Source organism: Streptomyces sp. NPDC052773 (assembly GCF_044547145.1).
GTDB lineage: Bacteria > Actinomycetota > Actinomycetes > Streptomycetales > Streptomycetaceae > Streptomyces.
On sequence record NZ_JBITZX010000002.1, the window covers coordinates 63,636 to 79,752 of the forward strand.

Here is a 16,117-nt window from a genome sequence, read left to right on the forward strand (position 1 = left end):
TTCCGGATCCGGGGTGGCTGGTGGCCGTGCCGGGTTACTTCACGGCGCCGGCGGTGAGGCCGCGGGTGAGGGAGCGCTGGAAGATCAGGAAGAAGACGATCATCGGGATGACGCCGAGGAGGGCCGCGGCGCTCATGGCGGTGGGGTCGCTGGTGTACTGGCCCTGCATGACGGACAGACCGAGGGGGACGGTCTGCTGGTCGTTGGAGATGAGCAGGACGAGTGGGTAGAGGAACTCGTTCCAGCTCCAGACGAAGAAGAACACGCACATCACCGACAGGGTGGGCCAGCTCATCGGCAGCACGATGCGCCACAGGATCGTCCAGCGGCCGGCGCCGTCGAGGGAGGCGGCCTCGATCAGTTCGCGGGGGAAGGTGCTGAAGACGGAGGAGAGCAGGTAGGTGCCGAAGGCGCTGTAGGTGATGCCGACCAGGATGGTGTAGCCGAGTTTGCCGTCGTAGAGGCCCAGTTCCTTGAACAGGTAGTAGAGAGGGTAGACCAGGCCTTCCTGCGGCAGGACGTTGACGCCGAGGAAGAACACCAGGAAGGCGGTGCGCCAGCGGATGCGGCCGATTCCGATGGCGTAGGCGTTGAAGAGGGCCAGGACGACGGCGATGACGACGACGCCGAGGCTGATCTGGATGCTGTTGACCAGCTTCTGGGTGAAGTCGACGCGTTCCCAGACGTCTCCGATGATGCTCCAGTTCCACTGCTCGGGCCAGGAGAGGGAACCGTTGGCGCGGTAGTCGGCGCTGGTCTTGAAGGAGTTGACCAGGATGATGAGGAAGGGTGCGAGGAAGGCGAGGACGAAGACGGTGACGGCGGCGACGACGGCGTAGGAGCCCGCCCCGCGTTTGCCGGCCGGTCGCTGCTTGCGCTGCCCCGTGGGCCGGGCGGGGGCCGGAGGTGCGGTCTTTTCGGTGGCTGACGTTACGGGTGGGGTCGTGGCGGTCTTCATGGTCATCCGTCCTCGCGGGCCTGGCGGGTGAGCATCGTTCCGGCGATGAGCAGCACGAGGAGGGTGATGGTGCTGGAGATCGCGGAGCCGTAGCCGACGTCGGCGCGTTCGAAGAAGTTCTGGTAGGCGAAGTAGGCGGGGACGAGGGTGGAGTTGCCGGGGCCGCCGCCGGTGAGGACGAAGATCTGGGCGAAGACCTTGAGGCCGGCGATGGTGGTGGTGACCAGGACGACGTACACCTCGGGCCGCAGGATGGGGACGGTGATGCGGGTGAAGCGCTGCCACCAGGTCGCGCCGTCGAGTGAGGCCGCTTCGTAGAGTTCGGGGTCGATGCGTTGCAGGCCGGACATGAACAGCACGAGCGGGTAGCCGAGCTGCATCCAGACCAGGACGCCGAGGACGACCCACAGGGCGAGGTCGGGGTCGCCGAGCCAGTTCTGGACGAGCGAGGAGAGCCCGACGGTGTCGAGGATGCTGTTGATCGCGCCTTCGGGGGCGAGGATCCATCCCCACATCAGGCCGGTGACGGCGACGGGGATGACCTGGGGCAGGTAGAGGCCGGAGCGGAAGACGCTGACGATGCCGTCGCCGTGCTTCTTGCCGATGTAGTCGAAGAGCAGGGCGGCCAGGAACAGGCCCAGGACGGTGGGCACGATGGCGATGCCGACGATGACGAAGGCGATGTTGCGGAAGGAGGCCCAGAAGTCGGCGTCCTGGAAGAGGCGGGTGTAGTTGTCGAGGCCGGTGAAGGCGGGGGTGCCGATGCCCTGCCAGGTGGTGAGGCTGTAGTAGAAGGTCATCACCAGCGGGACGACGAGGAAGAGCAGACTGAGCAGCAGGCCCGGTGCGAGGAAGACGGCGTAGCCCGTGGACCGCCGGTGACGTGTGGTTTTCACGGTTGCTCCTAGGTGGGCGGGACGGCGTCCCGGCAAGCCGGGGGCGCCGTCCCCTGAACGACGGCCGCGGTGGTGCTAGGACCGGCCGGCCACGTACTTCTCGTAGGGGGCCGCGAGTTCGTCGAGGACCGTGTCGGGCTTGCCGCCGTTCATCAGGTTCTGGGTGGCGGCCAGCCACGTGTCGTAGTAGCCGGTGACGGGCCAGTCCGGGTAGAAGGCGAGGCCGTTGTCGGACTGGTAGGTGTCGAAGGCGGTGATCAGTTCCTTGGCCCTGGGGTTGGTGATCGTGTCCGCCTGGGCGGCGAGGGGGACGTTTCCTTGCTCGCCGATCAGCTTCTGGATCTTGTCCGACATGGTGATGTCGATGAAGTCCTCGGCGAGCTTCTTGTTCTTCGCCTTGGTGGGGATGACCCAGTGGTTGCCACCGGAGCCGAGGGTCTTCTCACTGCCCGGGAAGGGGGCGGTGGACCACTTGAAGTCTTCGATGTCCGTGGTCAGGCTTCCGAACCACCAGTTGCCGCCGACCATGATCGGCCGCTTCTGCGAGACGAACTGCTCGGTCATGTCGCTGCCCTTGAGACCGACGTCCTTCTTCTCGAAGTAGCCCTTGTCGAGCCATTCCTTGTACTTGTTCACGGCGAAGGTCATCTCGGGGCCGTGGAAGTCGACCTTGCCCATGTAGAGCTGGTAGTCGTCGACCCAGGTGTCGTTCGCCTTGGACAGGGCGAGCAGGTAGAGCCAGTGGCCCGCGGGGTGGTCGTTGCCGGCGTTGGCGAGCGGGGTGATGCCGGCCGCCTTGAACTCGGCCAGTGAGGCCTCGAAGCTCTTGAAGTCGGTGGGCTTGGCTATGTCGTGCTTCTCGAAGAGGTCGTCGTTGTAGTAGGTGAGGACGAACTCGCCGTAGTTGGGTACGCCGTACCACTTGTCGCCGCCCATCTCGCCCTTCTCGTCGTAGCGGGCGGTGACGGACGCGCTCTCGCTCATCTTCTTGTCCCAGCCGCGTTCCTCGACGACGGGGGTGAGGTCGGTGAGCAGGCCCTGCTTGGCGAGCAGGCCCGTGGTGGCGTTGCCCTTGTTGTACTCCATGACGTCGGGCGCCTTGTCGGAGTTCAGGATCATGCCCGCGTTCTGCTGGATCTGCTCGAACGTCTTGCGCTCGAAGACGACCTCGACGTCCGGGTGGGTCTTCTTGAACTCGGCGATGGCGGCGTCCCACGCCTTGCTCAGGGCGCCGTCCTGCTGCTCGTAGTGCCACAGGCGCAGGGTCTTGCCGTCGCCCTCGGCGGTGCCGGATCCGCCGCAGGCGGTCAGCGGTGCCAGCAGGGCCAAGGCGGAGGTCGCGAGCAGGAGGGATCTTCTGCGCAGGACGGTGCGGGTGCGCGGGTTGTTCATGGCTGGTTCCTCGATGTGCGTCGTTGCGACAAGGGCGGGCGGTGTCAGGCGGTACGGCGGCGGTGGACGCGGGCTTCCCACGGGCGCAGGGTGCAGGTGCTCGTGAGAGGTGAGGTGGCCGGAAGGTTGGCGATGAGGGTGTCGCTGTCCTCCCAGCCGTCGGGCAGGTCGACGGTGAGGTCGGACGCGCCGAAGTTGGCGAGCACCAGCAGTTCGGTGCCGGACGCGGCGTCGTGCCGGGTGAAGGCGTAGAGCTGCTCGTGGTCGGGGTGGAGCATGTGGAAGTCGCCGTGGGTGATGGCGGGCTCGGTGTGGCGCAGTTCGATCAGGCGCCGGTAGTAGTGGAAGACCGAGTCGGGATCGGCGAGCTGCGCTTTGGCGTTGACGTCGACGTAGTCGGGGTTGACGGCGATCCAGGGTGTGCCGGCGGTGAAGCCGGCGTGCTCGGTGGCGTCCCACTGCATCGGGGTGCGGGCGTGGTCGCGGCTGCGGTGGCGCAGCCCCTCGAGGATGTGCGCCTCGTCGGTGCCGAGGGCGATCTGGTCGCGGTAGTGGTTGAGGGACTCGATGTCGCGGAAGTCGTCGATGGAGGAGAACGGGGCGTTGGCCATCGCCAGTTCTTCGCCCTGGTAGACGTACGGCGTGCCGCGGTGCAGGTGCAGCACGGTGGCCAGCAGCTTGGCCGACCGGTCGCGGTAGGCCGGGGAGTCGTCGCCGAAGCGGGAGACCACACGCGGCTGGTCGTGGTTGCTGAAGTACAGGCTGTTCCAGCCGCTCTCGCCGAGGCCGGTCTGCCAGCGGCCGAGACTGGCCTTGAGGTCGGTGAGCTTCAGGGGACGGACGTCGAACTTGCCGCCGGGGCCCTGATCGAGCCCGACGTGCTCGAACTGGAAGACCATGTCGAGTTCGCGGCGGGCGGGGTCGGTGAACAGCCGTGCCTCCTCGACCGTCACGCCGGGCATCTCGCCGACGGTCAGCAGCGGGCGCGGATGACCGGCGAAGACCTCGCGGTGCATCTCGGCGATGTACTCGTGGATGCGCGGGCCGCACACGTAGTACGGGTGGCCGAGGCCGAAGCGGGCGCCCTCGGGCACGATTCCGTCGGGCAGGGCCGGGTCCTTGGAGATCAGGTTGATGACGTCCATGCGGAAGCCGTCCACCCCGCGCTCCAGCCACCAGCGCATCACGGCGTACACGGCTTGGCGGACATCGGGGTTGTCCCAGTTCAGGTCGGGCTGCTTGCGGGAGAAGGTGTGCAGGTAGTACTCGCCGGAGGCTTCGTCGTAGGTCCAGGCGGGGCCGGAGAACCACGACTCCCAGTTGTTCGGTTCCGCTCCCGGTGTGCCGGGCTCCATGCCCGCCCGGGGCGGGCGCCAGATGTACCAGTCGCGCTTGTCGCCGTCCGGTCCGGCGTCCCGGGAGGCGGTGAACCAGGGGTGTTCGTCGCTGGTGTGGTTGACGACCAGGTCCATGACCAGCTTCATGCCGCGCTCGTGTACGCCGGCCAGCAGGCGGTCGAAGTCGGCGAGCGTGCCGAACAGGGGGTCGATGTCCTGGTAGTCGCTGATGTCGTAGCCGTTGTCGTCGTGCGGGGAGGGGTACACCGGGGAGAGCCACAGCACGTCGACACCCAGCTGCGACAGGTAGTCGAGTCGCTCGATGATGCCCTGGAGGTCCCCGATGCCGTCCGCGTCGGAGTCGGCGAAGCTGCGGGGGTAGATCTGGTAGACCACCGCGTTGCTCCACCAGGAGTCGGCGGGACCGGCCGCGTTTTCGGGCACGTCAAAACCTCGTCGTGTGTGTCGGGTACTTGGTGTCGTGGAGATGAGCTGTGTGAGAGGAGCTGTGTGTCAGGACAGAGCCGCGCCGACCGCGTCCTGGATCACGAGGCAGGCGGCGCCCCGGGCCCACAGGTCGTGGTGGACGGGGTCGACGTGGATGTCGCAGTCGTGGGCGGCGGTGGAGAAGGCGTGGGCCTGGAGCGCCTGGGACATGGCGGGGCCGAACAGGTCGTGGGCCACCGCGCCCTCACCGGCGATGATGATCTTCTGTAGGTTCAGCAGGTTGCACATGCCCGCCAGGCCCCTGCCCAGGGCGGCTCCGGCCTCGGAGAAGGCGGAGCGGGCCACGGTCTGTGCCGCGCCGGTGCCCGAGCGGGCCAGCTCCATCGCCTCGGTGATCCCCGCGCAGGGCACTCCGGCGTCCTGGAGGTGGCGCAGGACGGCGCGGTCGCCGGCCAGGGCCTCCAGGCAGCCTCGGCGGCCACAGCTGCACATCGGGCCACCCGGGTCCAGCGGCAGGTGGCCGAGCTCTCCGGCCAGGCCGGTGGCGCCGGAGAACAGAGCACCGTCGAGGAGGAGTCCGCAACCGATGCCCGGACCGACGGTGACGACGGCGAAGGAGTCGACGTCCCGGCCCTGACCGAACCAGCGCTCGGCCACCACCAGCGTGTTGACGTCGTTGTTCACGACGACCGGCAGCCCCGTCGCCTCGCGCAGCGGGCCCGCCACGTCGACCTTGTTCCAGTCCAGCAGGGCGGAGTAGCGGCAGACTCCGGCATGGGAGTCGACGTGACCGCTGACCCCGACTCCCAGTCCGAGCACCCTGTCCGCCGCTTCGGGCGCCTCCGCCAGAACCCGCCGGGTCAGGTCGGCGACGGCGGACAGGGCGGTTTCGGGGGTGCGGTCGGCGATCGGCTGCTCGGCGCGCGCCAGGACCCCCGCGGCCATGTCGGTCACGACCGCGGACACCTGGGCCGGGCCGATCTTGGCGCCGACCACGATGTGCTTGTCCGGGTTGACCTGGAGCATCTTCTGCGGTCGGCCCCGCCCTCGGGGGGCGGTGTCGAGTTCGCGGAGGTAGTCGTGTTCCAGCAGCGGCGGAAGCATGCGCGTCACGCTGGAGGGCACCAGCCCGAGCCGCTGGGCGAGCTGGGTGCGCGAGATGGGCCCCGCGGTGAGGACCGTCGCGAAGATCTCCGCGCGGGTCTGCTCACCGACAAGCTCCGAGAAGCGGATCTTGGACGGGGTCATCACACATGCCTCCGAAGCGGTGATCGGTCGGGAGAGGGCGGGAGAGGACGGGAGAGGTCGGGAGAGGTCGGTACGGTCCGGCGGCGAACCGTTGCTCGGACTGCGTCTGACAGGAGTCTGACCGCGCCTATTTCATGCGTCAAGAAAGAAAAATGCGCGTTACGCAACCGTGACCCCCGCCTCTCGGCGTGACCTATCCGAGCTTTGGTCCGCTTTGCCCTGCATCCGGGGCACCGTCGAGGCGCGCACTTGAAGAGATCTTGTTCATTTCATTGACACGGCGAAGAAATGACGCGACGTTATCTCGCGACCGCAGAACGGCGAACGACCGCCGGACGGCCGGGCGCACCCACCGGCGCACATCGCACCTCCCGCGCCCACCGCGCCCACCGCGCCCACCGCGCCCACCGCGCCCACCGCGCCCACCGCGCCCACGGCGCCCACGGCGCCCACGGCCCGAACGGCCCGGCCGCCCTTCCGGCCCGTCCGTCCCGTATCCAGGGGGCATCCGAGGCCCGGGGATTCCGGAGACGCATCCCGCCCCGGCCCCGGACGACCCGGATACCCCTCACGCATCCAGCACCGGTTCGAAGGGAGTCCTGATCGCGCCAGGCCGCGCGAAGCTCGCTCAGGCGGCGCGCGGCTCGGCCACCTGTGTCCGACCCGGCCTCGGCACCGCAGGGTGCCGGATGCCGTACTCCTGCCTTGTCGCCACCTGCCCCCAGCGCTGCGCCCGCCCCGGCGGGCGTGGGGTGCGGCAGGTCCGGCGCCCACGGGCGCCGCTTCCCCAGCAACGGAATGAGGACTTTGTCATGCCCGCAGCAAGATTGAGCCGGCTGGCGGCGCTCGCCGCCGGCCTGGCTCTCGCCCTGGCCGGCGCCGTCGTGCCGGCCGGTACGGCGAGCGCGCGACCACTCCCCGTCGAGGCGGCACCCGCCGCCGAGGCCGCGGCCGTCACCACCGCCGACAGCCCACAGCTCAAGACGTGGTGGCACGACAACCACGAGTACAACACCACCAGCCCCGTCGCGAACGACAAGGTGCGCCGCTCGTCCTACTACGACGTGCACGTCGCCACGGCCGCGGCCCCCGCGGCGCGGTTCGACTCGTTCACGTACATGAGCATCCCCCGCAGCGGCAAGGGCAAGATCGGCTACACCAAGGAGGACGGCGCCGAGTTCTCCTCGTCGGCCGGTCTGACGATGAGCTGGTCGTCGTTCCAGTACGCCACCGACGTATGGGTGGACGTCTCACTCAAGACGGGGCAGACGATCTCGTCGGCCGACCAGGTGAAGATCAAGCCCAGCAGCCTGAACTTCGCCAAGGAACTCGTGGACGGTGACACCGTCCGCGTCAAGGTTCCCTACAGCTCGGCCGGTTACCGGTTCTCGGTGGAGTTCGACCCGCAGCTCTACACGGCCTACAACGACATGTCCGGCCCCGCGAACGACGCGGGCAAGCTCACCACGCAGGGCGGGGGCGGCAACCGGGCTGTCCACACCGAGCCCCGCAACTCCATGATGATCTTCGCGGAGCCGGCGCCGACGGGCGCGGAGGCGGACCGGCTGATCCCGACCGCGTCTTCGGGCAGCATCCACTACCCGCCGCAGGGCCAGGTCACCAACCTGAACACGATCAGCGAGGAGGTCGTCTACTTCCGTCCCGGCACCTACTACATGACCTCCAAGTACCACGCGCTGCTGCCCAAGCAGGTCAAGTGGGTCTACTTGGCGCCGGGTGCGTATGTGAAGGGTGCCATCCGCTTCCCCGACGACAGCCAGGGTCTGTACAAGGTGACCGGCTACGGCGTGCTCTCCGGTGAGCAGTACGTCTACGAGGCGGACACCAACAACAACTACGACCACCTCAGCGGCGCGTCCAACTGCCACTCCAGCTGTGTGAAGATGCTCCAGTTCCAGTCCGCGCCGGGCCGCCAGCAGCACCTCGACCTGCAGGGTGTGACCATCAACGAGCCGCCGTACCACTCGTTCGTGGTCTACGGCGACGAGCAGACCTTCAGCATGCGGGTCGACAACTACAAGCAGGTCGGGTCCTGGTACTGGCAGACCGACGGCATCGAGCTGTACCGCGGCAGCACCATGAAGAACACGTTCTTCAACGCCAACGACGACGTGCTGAAGATGTACCACAGCGACGTCAGCATCGATAACACCGTCGTCTGGAAGAACGAGAACGGTCCCGTCATCCAGTGGGGCTGGACCCCGCGCAACATCGACAACGTCCGGGTGAGCAACACCCACGTCATCCACAACCGGATGTACTGGAAGGACGTCAAGTACAACACCTGCATCCTCAACTCCTCCTCCCACTGGGAGGACATGGGCTCGACCACCAAGGCCGATCCGGGCGCGTGGGTGCGGAACATGACGTTCGAGAACATCACCGTCGAGGGCATGACCAACTGCGCGATCCGTGTCTTCGCCCTCTCCAGCACCGAGAACATCCACGTCAAGAACCTGAAGATCGACGCGTGGAACCAGCTCGACCCGTCCTCGCAGGTCAGCCTCCTCAAGCGGTACAGCAACAGCGCCGGGCAGAAGGTGACGCTCGGCAACGAGACGCGGGACAGCCGCGGCCTGAAGCTGGAGAACTACACCGTCGGCGGCACCGTCATCCAGAAGTCCGGCACCAACTGGGCCGCCGACAAGCTCGGCCGGCTCGGCTTCGACGCCGAGAACTGGGACAACTGGAACGCCTGGGGACCGGGCGGCACCAACCCCGATCCCGGTCCCGGCCCGGGCACCGGCGGCAAGATCGTCAACGGCGCGACCTCCAAGTGCGTCGACCGCGCCGCCGGCGGCACCGCCAACGGCACCCGCATCCAGCAGTGGGCCTGCGCGGATGTGCCCTCCATGACCTGGACGCTCGAGGGTCAGCAGCTGAAGTCCGGCGGCAAGTGCCTCGACGTCGAGGGCGGAGCCACCGCCAACGGCACCAAGGCCCACCTGTGGGACTGCGGCACCTGGGACAGCCAGAAGTGGGCCTTCCAGAGCGATGGCACGCTGAAGAACCTCAAGTCCGGCCGCTGCCTGGACATCGAGGGTCAGAGCACCGCCGACGGCGCCCGCCTGCACCTGTGGGACTGCGGCGGCTGGGCCAGCCAGAAGTGGACCCTGACCGGCTGACCTGACCAGCTGACCTGACTGGCTGACCTTGACCGGCTGACCGCGACCGGTGGCCGTCGGAGCACCCGCACCGCCGACGGCCACCTCACACCGGCCACCCCTGGAAGGAGCGCGCCATCGTGCAGTTCCCCTCGCGTCACGAAACCGCCGTCCTGGGTCTGTTCCGCATCGTCACGGGGCTGTTGTTCGCCTGCCACGGGGCCGCGACGCTGTTCGGCGTCCTGGGCGGGCCTCAGGGAGGTTCGGCACCCGGGCCGGGGCAGTGGCCCGGATGGTGGGCCGCGGTGATCCAGCTCGCCGGCGGCACTCTGGTACTCGCCGGGCTGTTCACCCGGACGGCCGCGACCCTCTGCTCGGGGTCGATGGCCTACGCCTACTTCGTCCACCACCAGCCCGACGGCCTCGTCCCGCTGGAGAACGGCGGCGAGAAGGCGGCCCTGTTCTGCTGGGCGTTCCTCCTCATCGCCGCCCTGGGCCCCGGTCGCTGGCCGGTGACGACGCTGCTCGCCCACCGCGCGGGCACGCGGTCCGCCCCGAGGAAGGAGGTGGCAGGCACGCACGACGCCTGACCCATGGAATGTCATGAGCACGTAAATCACGGGTCGGAGACCTCCGCCCGTGGTCCCGGAACAACCGGAGGAAGAGCACCATGAACCACGCACCCGCAACACCCACGCGCCGCACCGCGCTCGGCGCCGGCGTGCTGGCCACCGGCCTGCTGTGCCTGCTTCCGCTCGCACCGTCGGCCTCCGCCCACGGCACGGTGATCACCCCGGAGACCCGCAACTACGGCTGCCTCCAGCGGTGGGGCCACAACGAGCCCGACGAGGCCCAGGACCCCATGTGCTACCGCACCTACCACGAGAACCCGAACGCCATCACCGCGTGGAAGGCCGTCTACGCCAACAACACCGGGGACAACTACAAGCAGGTCATCCCCGACGGCCAGATCTGCAGCGCCGGCGGCCAGGGCGAGACGAACTACCGCCCGCTCGACCGCCCCGGCCCGTGGAAGACGACCGACATCGGCGACGACTTCACCGTCGACCTCTACGACGAGGCCCGGCACGGCGCGGACTGGCTCGAGATCTACGTCACCAAGCAGGGCTTCAACCCGGAGTACGAGCTGATCGGGTGGGACGACCTCGAACTGGTGAAGAGGACCGGCCGCTATCCCTACCAGGCCCACTACGTCACGGACGTCAGTACGTCGGGCTACAGCGGACGGCACGTCGTGGTGACCGTCTGGAAGGCGTCGCACATGGACCAGAAGTACTTCCTGTGCAGCGACGTCAACTTCAACTGACACCAGCGGGACGCAGTTGAGCCGGCACCACGGCACACCGGCCCCGCGAGGTGCCCACCTCGCGGGGTCTTTCCCCTCGCCCTGTCACCGGCTCGGCCGCCACCCGCCCGGGCCGGTCGCCGTACGGAGGCCCCACATGCTCGACCCCCACACCCCCTGGTTCCTGCCCGGCCACCCCCGCCGCGCGCTGCGCGACCGGCTCCTTCCCGCCGTGCGCACCTCCTCGGCCCGCCGGACGACCGCACAGCGCGCGGCCGAGTACTACCGGGCGCGCGGCATCGCCGTTCTGCGCATCAGCGTCGGTGTCGTCTACTGCTGGTTCGGGGTGCTCAAGCTCTTCCCCGCCGGGAGTCCGGCCGAGGAGATCGCGGCCGCCGCCATGACGAAGCTCACCGGTGGTCTGCTGCCCGCGTCCGTGTCCATGCCGCTGCTGGGCGCCGCGGAGAGCCTGATCGGACTCGCCCTGATCACCGGCCTGCTGCTCCGGCCCGCCCTGGCCCTGTTCTTCGCGCACATGGCCGGTGTCTTCACCTCCCTCGCCCTGCTGCCCGGACAGATGTGGCACCACGGCGTGCCCACGCTCGAAGGCCAGTACGTCCTCAAGAACCTCGTCCTGGTGGCCGTCTGCCTGACCGTCACCGCCGACGAGTTCACACGCTGAGGCGGCCGTCGCCGCAACCCCAGCTCGGCGCCCACGATCCCGCAGAGGTGATCGTCACCCGCCGTCAGCGCTCAGCCGCGAGGTCGAGATCGTCCACCCGGTCACCGGCAGGAGTTTCCACCGGCCTGGCCCGGCGCCACGGGTGGGCGATCGGCCGGGACACCGCCCGCCACCAGGCGTCCGCCGGAAGCTTCCCGGCCGGTTCGAACGGCTCGCCGGGGCGCGGCAGGGCGACGGCCTGGCCGACCTCCTCCGCGGCGTCCTTGGTCCACTCCCCCGGCTCGGCCCAGGCGTGCGGCGCCAGGTTGAACGTGCCCCAGTGGATCGGCAGCAGCACCCCGGCGGGGCTGCCGCCCTGGAGGTCGAGATGGGCGCGTACGCCCTCCTCGGGGGTCATGTGGATGTCCGGCCAGAAGTCGCTGTACGCCCCGATCTGGATCATCGTGGCGTCGAAGGGACCGTACGCGGCACCGATGTGCTGGAAGCCGGAGAAGTAGCCGGTGTCGCCGCTGTGGAATATGCGGTGCTCCTCGCCGGCGACGGACCAGGACGCCCAGAGGGTGTGCTGGGCGTTGCGCAGGCCGCGGCCGCAGAAGTGGCGGGCCGGGGTCGCGGTGAGGGTGAGGCCGCCGACCCGGGTCGACTCGTGCCAGTCCAGTTCGCGCAGGCGGGCGGGGGACACGCCCCAGGCCTCCAGGTGGGCGCCGACGCCGAGCGGCACGGCGAACAGGGTGTCGGTGCCGGCCAGCGCCTTGATCGTGGGCAGGTCCAGGTGGTCGTAGTGGTCGTGCGAGATGACGACGACGTCGACCGGGCCGAGCGCGGCAAGCGGGAGCGGCACGGGGTGCAGCCTGCGGGGACCGGCGAAGGGGAACGGGGAGCAGCGCTCGCCCCAGACCGGGTCGAAGAGCACCCGCTGTCCGTCGATCTCGGCGAGGACGCTGGAGTGTCCCATCCAGGTCAGCCGCAGTCCGGTGGCGGGGGGCTTGGCGAGGTCGGCGAGGGTGGTCGGGTGGACCGGCACCCGGCTCTCGGGCGTGCGGCGGGGGCGGGCGTCCTTGTCGAAGTAGACCTTCGCGAAGTCGCGGGCCGAACCGGAGGGGCGGATCCGGGAGGGGCCGCCGGGGTTCTGGAAGACGCCGTCCTTGAAGTGGGGCGATCTGCGGATCCGGGCCAGGCGCTCACCGCCGGGGTCCGCGCCGAAGGCCGCGGGCCGCAGGGCGCGGAGCCCGGAGCTCAGGGAACGGGAAGCGGCCACGGTACCTCCAGGTGGAGTCGGTGAGGCCTTCCATTATGGTCCGCCCCACCGACAACGGGTCGGCCCGGCCGGACGAGGGCCCGGTACCGACTCGTGTACTGACTCGCTGTTCAGTACGGCGCGCTTCGGGGATGCCGGTTACGGGCCGTTAGGGTGACCGGATGGCGAGAGTGCGGTTGAGCGTGGAACAGCGGCGGGAGGAGCTGCTGCGGGCCGCGGTGGAGCAGATCGAGGCGCGGGGCCTGGCGGCGGTACGGATCGCGGACGTGGCCTCGGCGCTCGGGGTGAGCAACGCGCTGGTCCTGTATCACTTCTCGACGAAGGAGAAGCTGGTCGCCGCCGCGTTCGCGTACGCCGCCGAGGACGATCTGGCCCGGCTGCGCGCGCTGCTCGGCCGCCGTACCACCGCGCTGCGCCGGCTCCGCGCGGCCCTGCGGTGGTACGCCCCCACGCGTCGGGACAAGGGCTGGCGGCTGTGGATCGAGGGCTGGGCGGCGGCGCTGCGCGAGCCCGCGCTGCGGGAGGTCACCCGGGACCTCGACCGGCGGTGGAAGGCGGCCCTGACCGAGGTCGTCGCCGAGGGCGTGGCCGCGGGCGAGTTCCACTGCCCGGACCCCGAGGCCACCGCGCTGCGCCTCACCGCCCTGCTCGACGGGCTCGCCATACAGCTCACGTCGTACGGCGGCACGGTCTCCCGTACACGGGCCCAGCAGTGGGTGGACGAGGCGCTGGCCCGGGAGTTGGGGCTGCCGCAGGGCCAGGGCGCCCGGCGGCCCGGACCGGCCGGGGGACGCGGGGCGCCGTAGGGGCGGGCACGACCCGCCGGTGGACGCGAGGGCAGGTCCCGGGCCCGGCACCGGACCGGCTACCGCGCCAACGGTCCGGTTACCGCGTCAACGGACCGTCATGCGGCTGACGTCGGCGCCCCGGCACCCCGTCACCCCTGCGACATCGACGCCGCGGTACCCCGCCCCCCGACCGGCAGCCGCCCCGCCCTGACGCCACCTCATGTCACCTCACGCCACCGACGCGATCCGCATCTTGATGTCGTCCGGCGACAGGGTGCCCTTCGCGGTGACATGGTCGCCGGAGGATTCGCCGCGCAGGCGGCGGCCGATCCAGGGCACCAGGTACTCGCGGGCCCAGTGCACGTCGTCCCGGCGGACCTCGAGGGTGCCGCGCGGCGGCAGCGGGGGCCACGGCTGCTCGGGGTCGGCGGGGACGGGCAGGCCGAGGACCTGGCCGGCGCGCAGGGCCACGCGGGTGTGCCCCTCGGGGGAGAGGTGGAGGCGGTCGTGGTCCCAGGCCCGGCGGTCCTGAATGGATTTCAGGGACCACAGGTCGAGTACGGGGCAGCCGTACCGGTCGGCGATGGCCCGCACATGCCCGTTGTACGTCGCGATCTTGCCGCGGAGGTGCTTGAGCAGCGGCACGCCCCGGGTGTCGAAGCCGGTGGTGACGAGCACGGTGCCCGCGGCGGCGGTCAGCGCGGCGACCGCCCGCTCGAACCGCTCGGCGACTTCGTCGGGGTCGGTGCCGGGCCGGATGATGTCGTTGCCGCCGGCGCAGAACGAGACCAGGTCGGGCGCCAGTTCGATGGCCCGCGGCACCTGGTCCGCCACGATCTGGTCGAGCAGCTTTCCGCGCACGGCGAGGTTGGTGTACCGGAAGTCGCCCTCGGGCCGCCGGTCCGCGAGCAGTACCGCGAACCTGTCGGCCCAGCCGACGAACGCCCCGTCGGGGCCGGGGTCGCCGACGCCCTCGGTGAAGCTGTCCCCCACCGCCACGTACGACCCGATCACTGATCTGCTGTCATTCTTCGAATCGTCTGCCACAACGGCCCATGATTCACCTTTGAATGTGACTTACGCGACCGTAGGCAGGGGTTGACGGGCGGTGAGATAAGCCACTCTTCAAGGATTGGTCAACTACGGAATAAGCCACCACCGGAACGTCGCCGAAACGCGCGGGAGCCCGGCACACACCGAAGGCCGGACCCGGGGATCGGGGTCCGGCCATCGGCGGCGCGTGTACGCCGGGGTCAGGAACCGGCGCGGCGGGGAGGCGTCAGAGGGAGACGCCCTTCGAGCGGAGGTAGGCCACCGGGTCCACGTCCGAGCCGTAGTCCGGAGTGGTGCGGATCTCGAAGTGCAGGTGCGGGCCGGTCGAGTTGCCGGTGGAGCCGGAGAGGCCGACCTGCTGGCCGGCGGTCACGGACTGGCCGGCCGACACCGACAGCGAGGACAGGTGGGCGTACTGGGCGTAGTAGCCGTCGGCGAGCTTGATGACGACCTGGTTGCCGTACGCGCCGGCCCAGCCGGCGGAGACGACGGTGCCCGCGCCGACGGCCTTGAGCGAGGTGCCGGTGGGGACGACGAAGTCGACACCGGTGTGGTAGCCGCTGGACCACATGCTGCCCGCGACCTTGTAGGCGGTGCCGACGCCGGCGCCCGCGACCGGGGCGGTGTGGGTGGCGGAGGTGGTGGTCTGGGCGGCGGTGGAGGCCTGCGCGGACGAGGAATCGGCCGGCTTGGAGGACGACGGGGTCGACGCCGAGGACTGGGCCGACTCCGACGACTCGGACGCCTTCGACGAGCCGGACGACTTCTGCGCCGACTGCTGCGGCTGTCCCTGGGAGGACTGCGACGGCTTCGACTCCTCCGCGGGGGAGCTCTCCGGCGCGGTCGCGGTGGCCTTCTCGCCGAGGGAGAGCTTCAGGCCGGGGTGGATCAGCGACGGGTCCTCGCCGACGACGGCGCGGTTGTCGGCGTAGAGCTTCTGCCAGCCGCCGTCGACCTTCTGGTCCTCGGCGATCTTCGAGAGGCAGTCGCCGGACTTCACGGTGTAGAACCGCACCCCGGAGTTCTTCTCGGCGGCCTTCTTCTCCGGTGCCTGCTGCACGGAGGCGACGGACGGGGCCTTCTCGGAAACGGACTGCGGGGTGGCGGCGTAGGCGCCGGCGGCCCCCATCAGGGGCAGCGCGAGCGCGGCGCCACCGGTGCCGGCGACGGCGATGGAACGGGTGAAGCGCTGGGTCTTCGGACGGCGGTGCTTACCCTTCGCGGGCATGGCGAATTCCTCTCCGGCGCCTGCGAGGTGAGCTGTCGGGTGCGGACTGGAGATGCCCGGCCGCGTCGAGACGCGGCTTTACCCCAAGCCTGTTCCGAGGACCGGAACAGGCGGTGAACCTGTGGGTCCCCCGCTCCTGCCGTGCACGGGTGGGTTGGCGCGGGCACCAGGCGGCGGCAGGATTCGGCGTTCCGCCTGGATCGGTGTGGAACGTAAGCGACCTGGACGCACGGGGACAAGCGAAAGGTTGCGCTCTGGTCCTTTTCGATCTCTTCCGCCCCGGAATTCACGGTCACACTGCGTCGATTACGGAGCCTTCCTTTTCCGCGAACGCCCTTGAAAACCGCCTGAATTACGTGAACATGACCGACGACTCACGGTCACGGATATGAGCCTGCT

General features: G+C 69.5%; 13 protein-coding genes and 1 riboswitch. Of the genes, 5 read left to right on the top strand and 8 right to left on the bottom strand.

Features of this window, described 5'->3' with window-relative positions; all coding sequences use genetic code 11:
• Positions 1–34 precede the first annotated feature (34 nt).
• From ACIG0D_RS05420 to ACIG0D_RS05440, 5 genes are all read right to left on the bottom strand, one after another.
• The gene (locus ACIG0D_RS05420; protein WP_399796418.1) at positions 35–958 is read right to left on the bottom strand and encodes a carbohydrate ABC transporter permease; all 924 of its coding nucleotides are present in this window, start codon (positions 956–958) and stop codon (positions 35–37) included.
• A gap of 2 nt (positions 959–960) precedes the next feature.
• Entirely contained in the window at positions 961–1,854 is an 894-nt protein-coding gene (locus ACIG0D_RS05425) for a carbohydrate ABC transporter permease (protein ID WP_399796419.1), read from the bottom strand.
• Between the two features lie 75 nt (positions 1,855–1,929).
• Positions 1,930–3,246 carry an extracellular solute-binding protein gene (locus tag ACIG0D_RS05430; protein ID WP_399796420.1) on the bottom strand — a complete coding sequence of 439 codons (1,317 nt, stop codon included), beginning with the start codon at positions 3,244–3,246 and terminating at the stop codon, positions 1,930–1,932.
• Positions 3,247–3,290: 44 nt separating this feature from the next.
• Entirely contained in the window at positions 3,291–5,027 is a 1,737-nt protein-coding gene (locus ACIG0D_RS05435; protein WP_399796421.1) for an alpha-glucosidase, read from the bottom strand.
• Positions 5,028–5,096: 69 nt separating this feature from the next.
• Positions 5,097–6,278 (bottom strand): ROK family protein, encoded by a 1,182-nt coding sequence (locus ACIG0D_RS05440; RefSeq protein WP_399796422.1) that lies wholly within the window; start codon positions 6,276–6,278, stop codon positions 5,097–5,099.
• An 812-nt stretch (positions 6,279–7,090) separates the two neighbouring features.
• Here ACIG0D_RS05440 and ACIG0D_RS05445 point away from each other — a divergent pair.
• The 4 genes from ACIG0D_RS05445 (at position 7,091) to ACIG0D_RS05460 (ending at position 11,391) form a co-directional block, all read left to right on the top strand.
• Positions 7,091–9,424 carry a family 49 glycosyl hydrolase gene (locus ACIG0D_RS05445; RefSeq protein WP_399796423.1) on the top strand — a complete coding sequence of 778 codons (2,334 nt, stop codon included), beginning with the start codon at positions 7,091–7,093 and terminating at the stop codon, positions 9,422–9,424.
• Between the two features lie 119 nt (positions 9,425–9,543).
• Positions 9,544–9,993 carry a DoxX family protein gene (locus ACIG0D_RS05450; RefSeq protein ID WP_399796424.1) on the top strand — a complete coding sequence of 150 codons (450 nt, stop codon included), beginning with the start codon at positions 9,544–9,546 and terminating at the stop codon, positions 9,991–9,993.
• Positions 9,994–10,073: 80 nt separating this feature from the next.
• Positions 10,074–10,730: a lytic polysaccharide monooxygenase gene (locus tag ACIG0D_RS05455; protein ID WP_399796425.1), complete on the top strand. Its 657-nt coding sequence runs from the start codon at positions 10,074–10,076 to the stop codon at positions 10,728–10,730.
• Positions 10,731–10,866: 136 nt separating this feature from the next.
• Entirely contained in the window at positions 10,867–11,391 is a 525-nt protein-coding gene (locus ACIG0D_RS05460) for a DoxX family protein (RefSeq protein ID WP_399796426.1), read from the top strand.
• A gap of 64 nt (positions 11,392–11,455) precedes the next feature.
• Here the strand turns inward: ACIG0D_RS05460 and ACIG0D_RS05465 are convergent, their stop codons facing one another.
• On the bottom strand, positions 11,456–12,649 hold the full coding sequence (locus tag ACIG0D_RS05465; protein ID WP_399796427.1) for an MBL fold metallo-hydrolase: 1,194 nt from the start codon (positions 12,647–12,649) through the stop codon (positions 11,456–11,458).
• A gap of 161 nt (positions 12,650–12,810) precedes the next feature.
• Between ACIG0D_RS05465 and ACIG0D_RS05470 the strand changes: the two genes are divergently transcribed.
• Complete coding sequence (locus ACIG0D_RS05470) at positions 12,811–13,455, top strand: TetR/AcrR family transcriptional regulator (RefSeq protein ID WP_399796428.1); 645 nt, start codon at positions 12,811–12,813, stop codon at positions 13,453–13,455.
• Between the two features lie 210 nt (positions 13,456–13,665).
• Here ACIG0D_RS05470 and ACIG0D_RS05475 read toward each other — a convergent pair whose 3' ends face one another.
• Both ACIG0D_RS05475 and ACIG0D_RS05480 read right to left on the bottom strand, forming a co-directional pair.
• A complete protein-coding gene (locus tag ACIG0D_RS05475; RefSeq protein ID WP_399797053.1) occupies positions 13,666–14,451 on the bottom strand; it encodes an SGNH/GDSL hydrolase family protein in 786 nt (261 codons plus the stop codon).
• Between the two features lie 265 nt (positions 14,452–14,716).
• The gene (locus tag ACIG0D_RS05480) at positions 14,717–15,718 is read right to left on the bottom strand and encodes a peptidoglycan DD-metalloendopeptidase family protein (RefSeq protein WP_399796429.1); all 1,002 of its coding nucleotides are present in this window, start codon (positions 15,716–15,718) and stop codon (positions 14,717–14,719) included.
• A gap of 4 nt (positions 15,719–15,722) precedes the next feature.
• A riboswitch (cyclic di-AMP (ydaO/yuaA leader) is annotated at positions 15,723–15,888 on the bottom strand.
• Positions 15,889–16,117 lie beyond the last annotated feature (229 nt).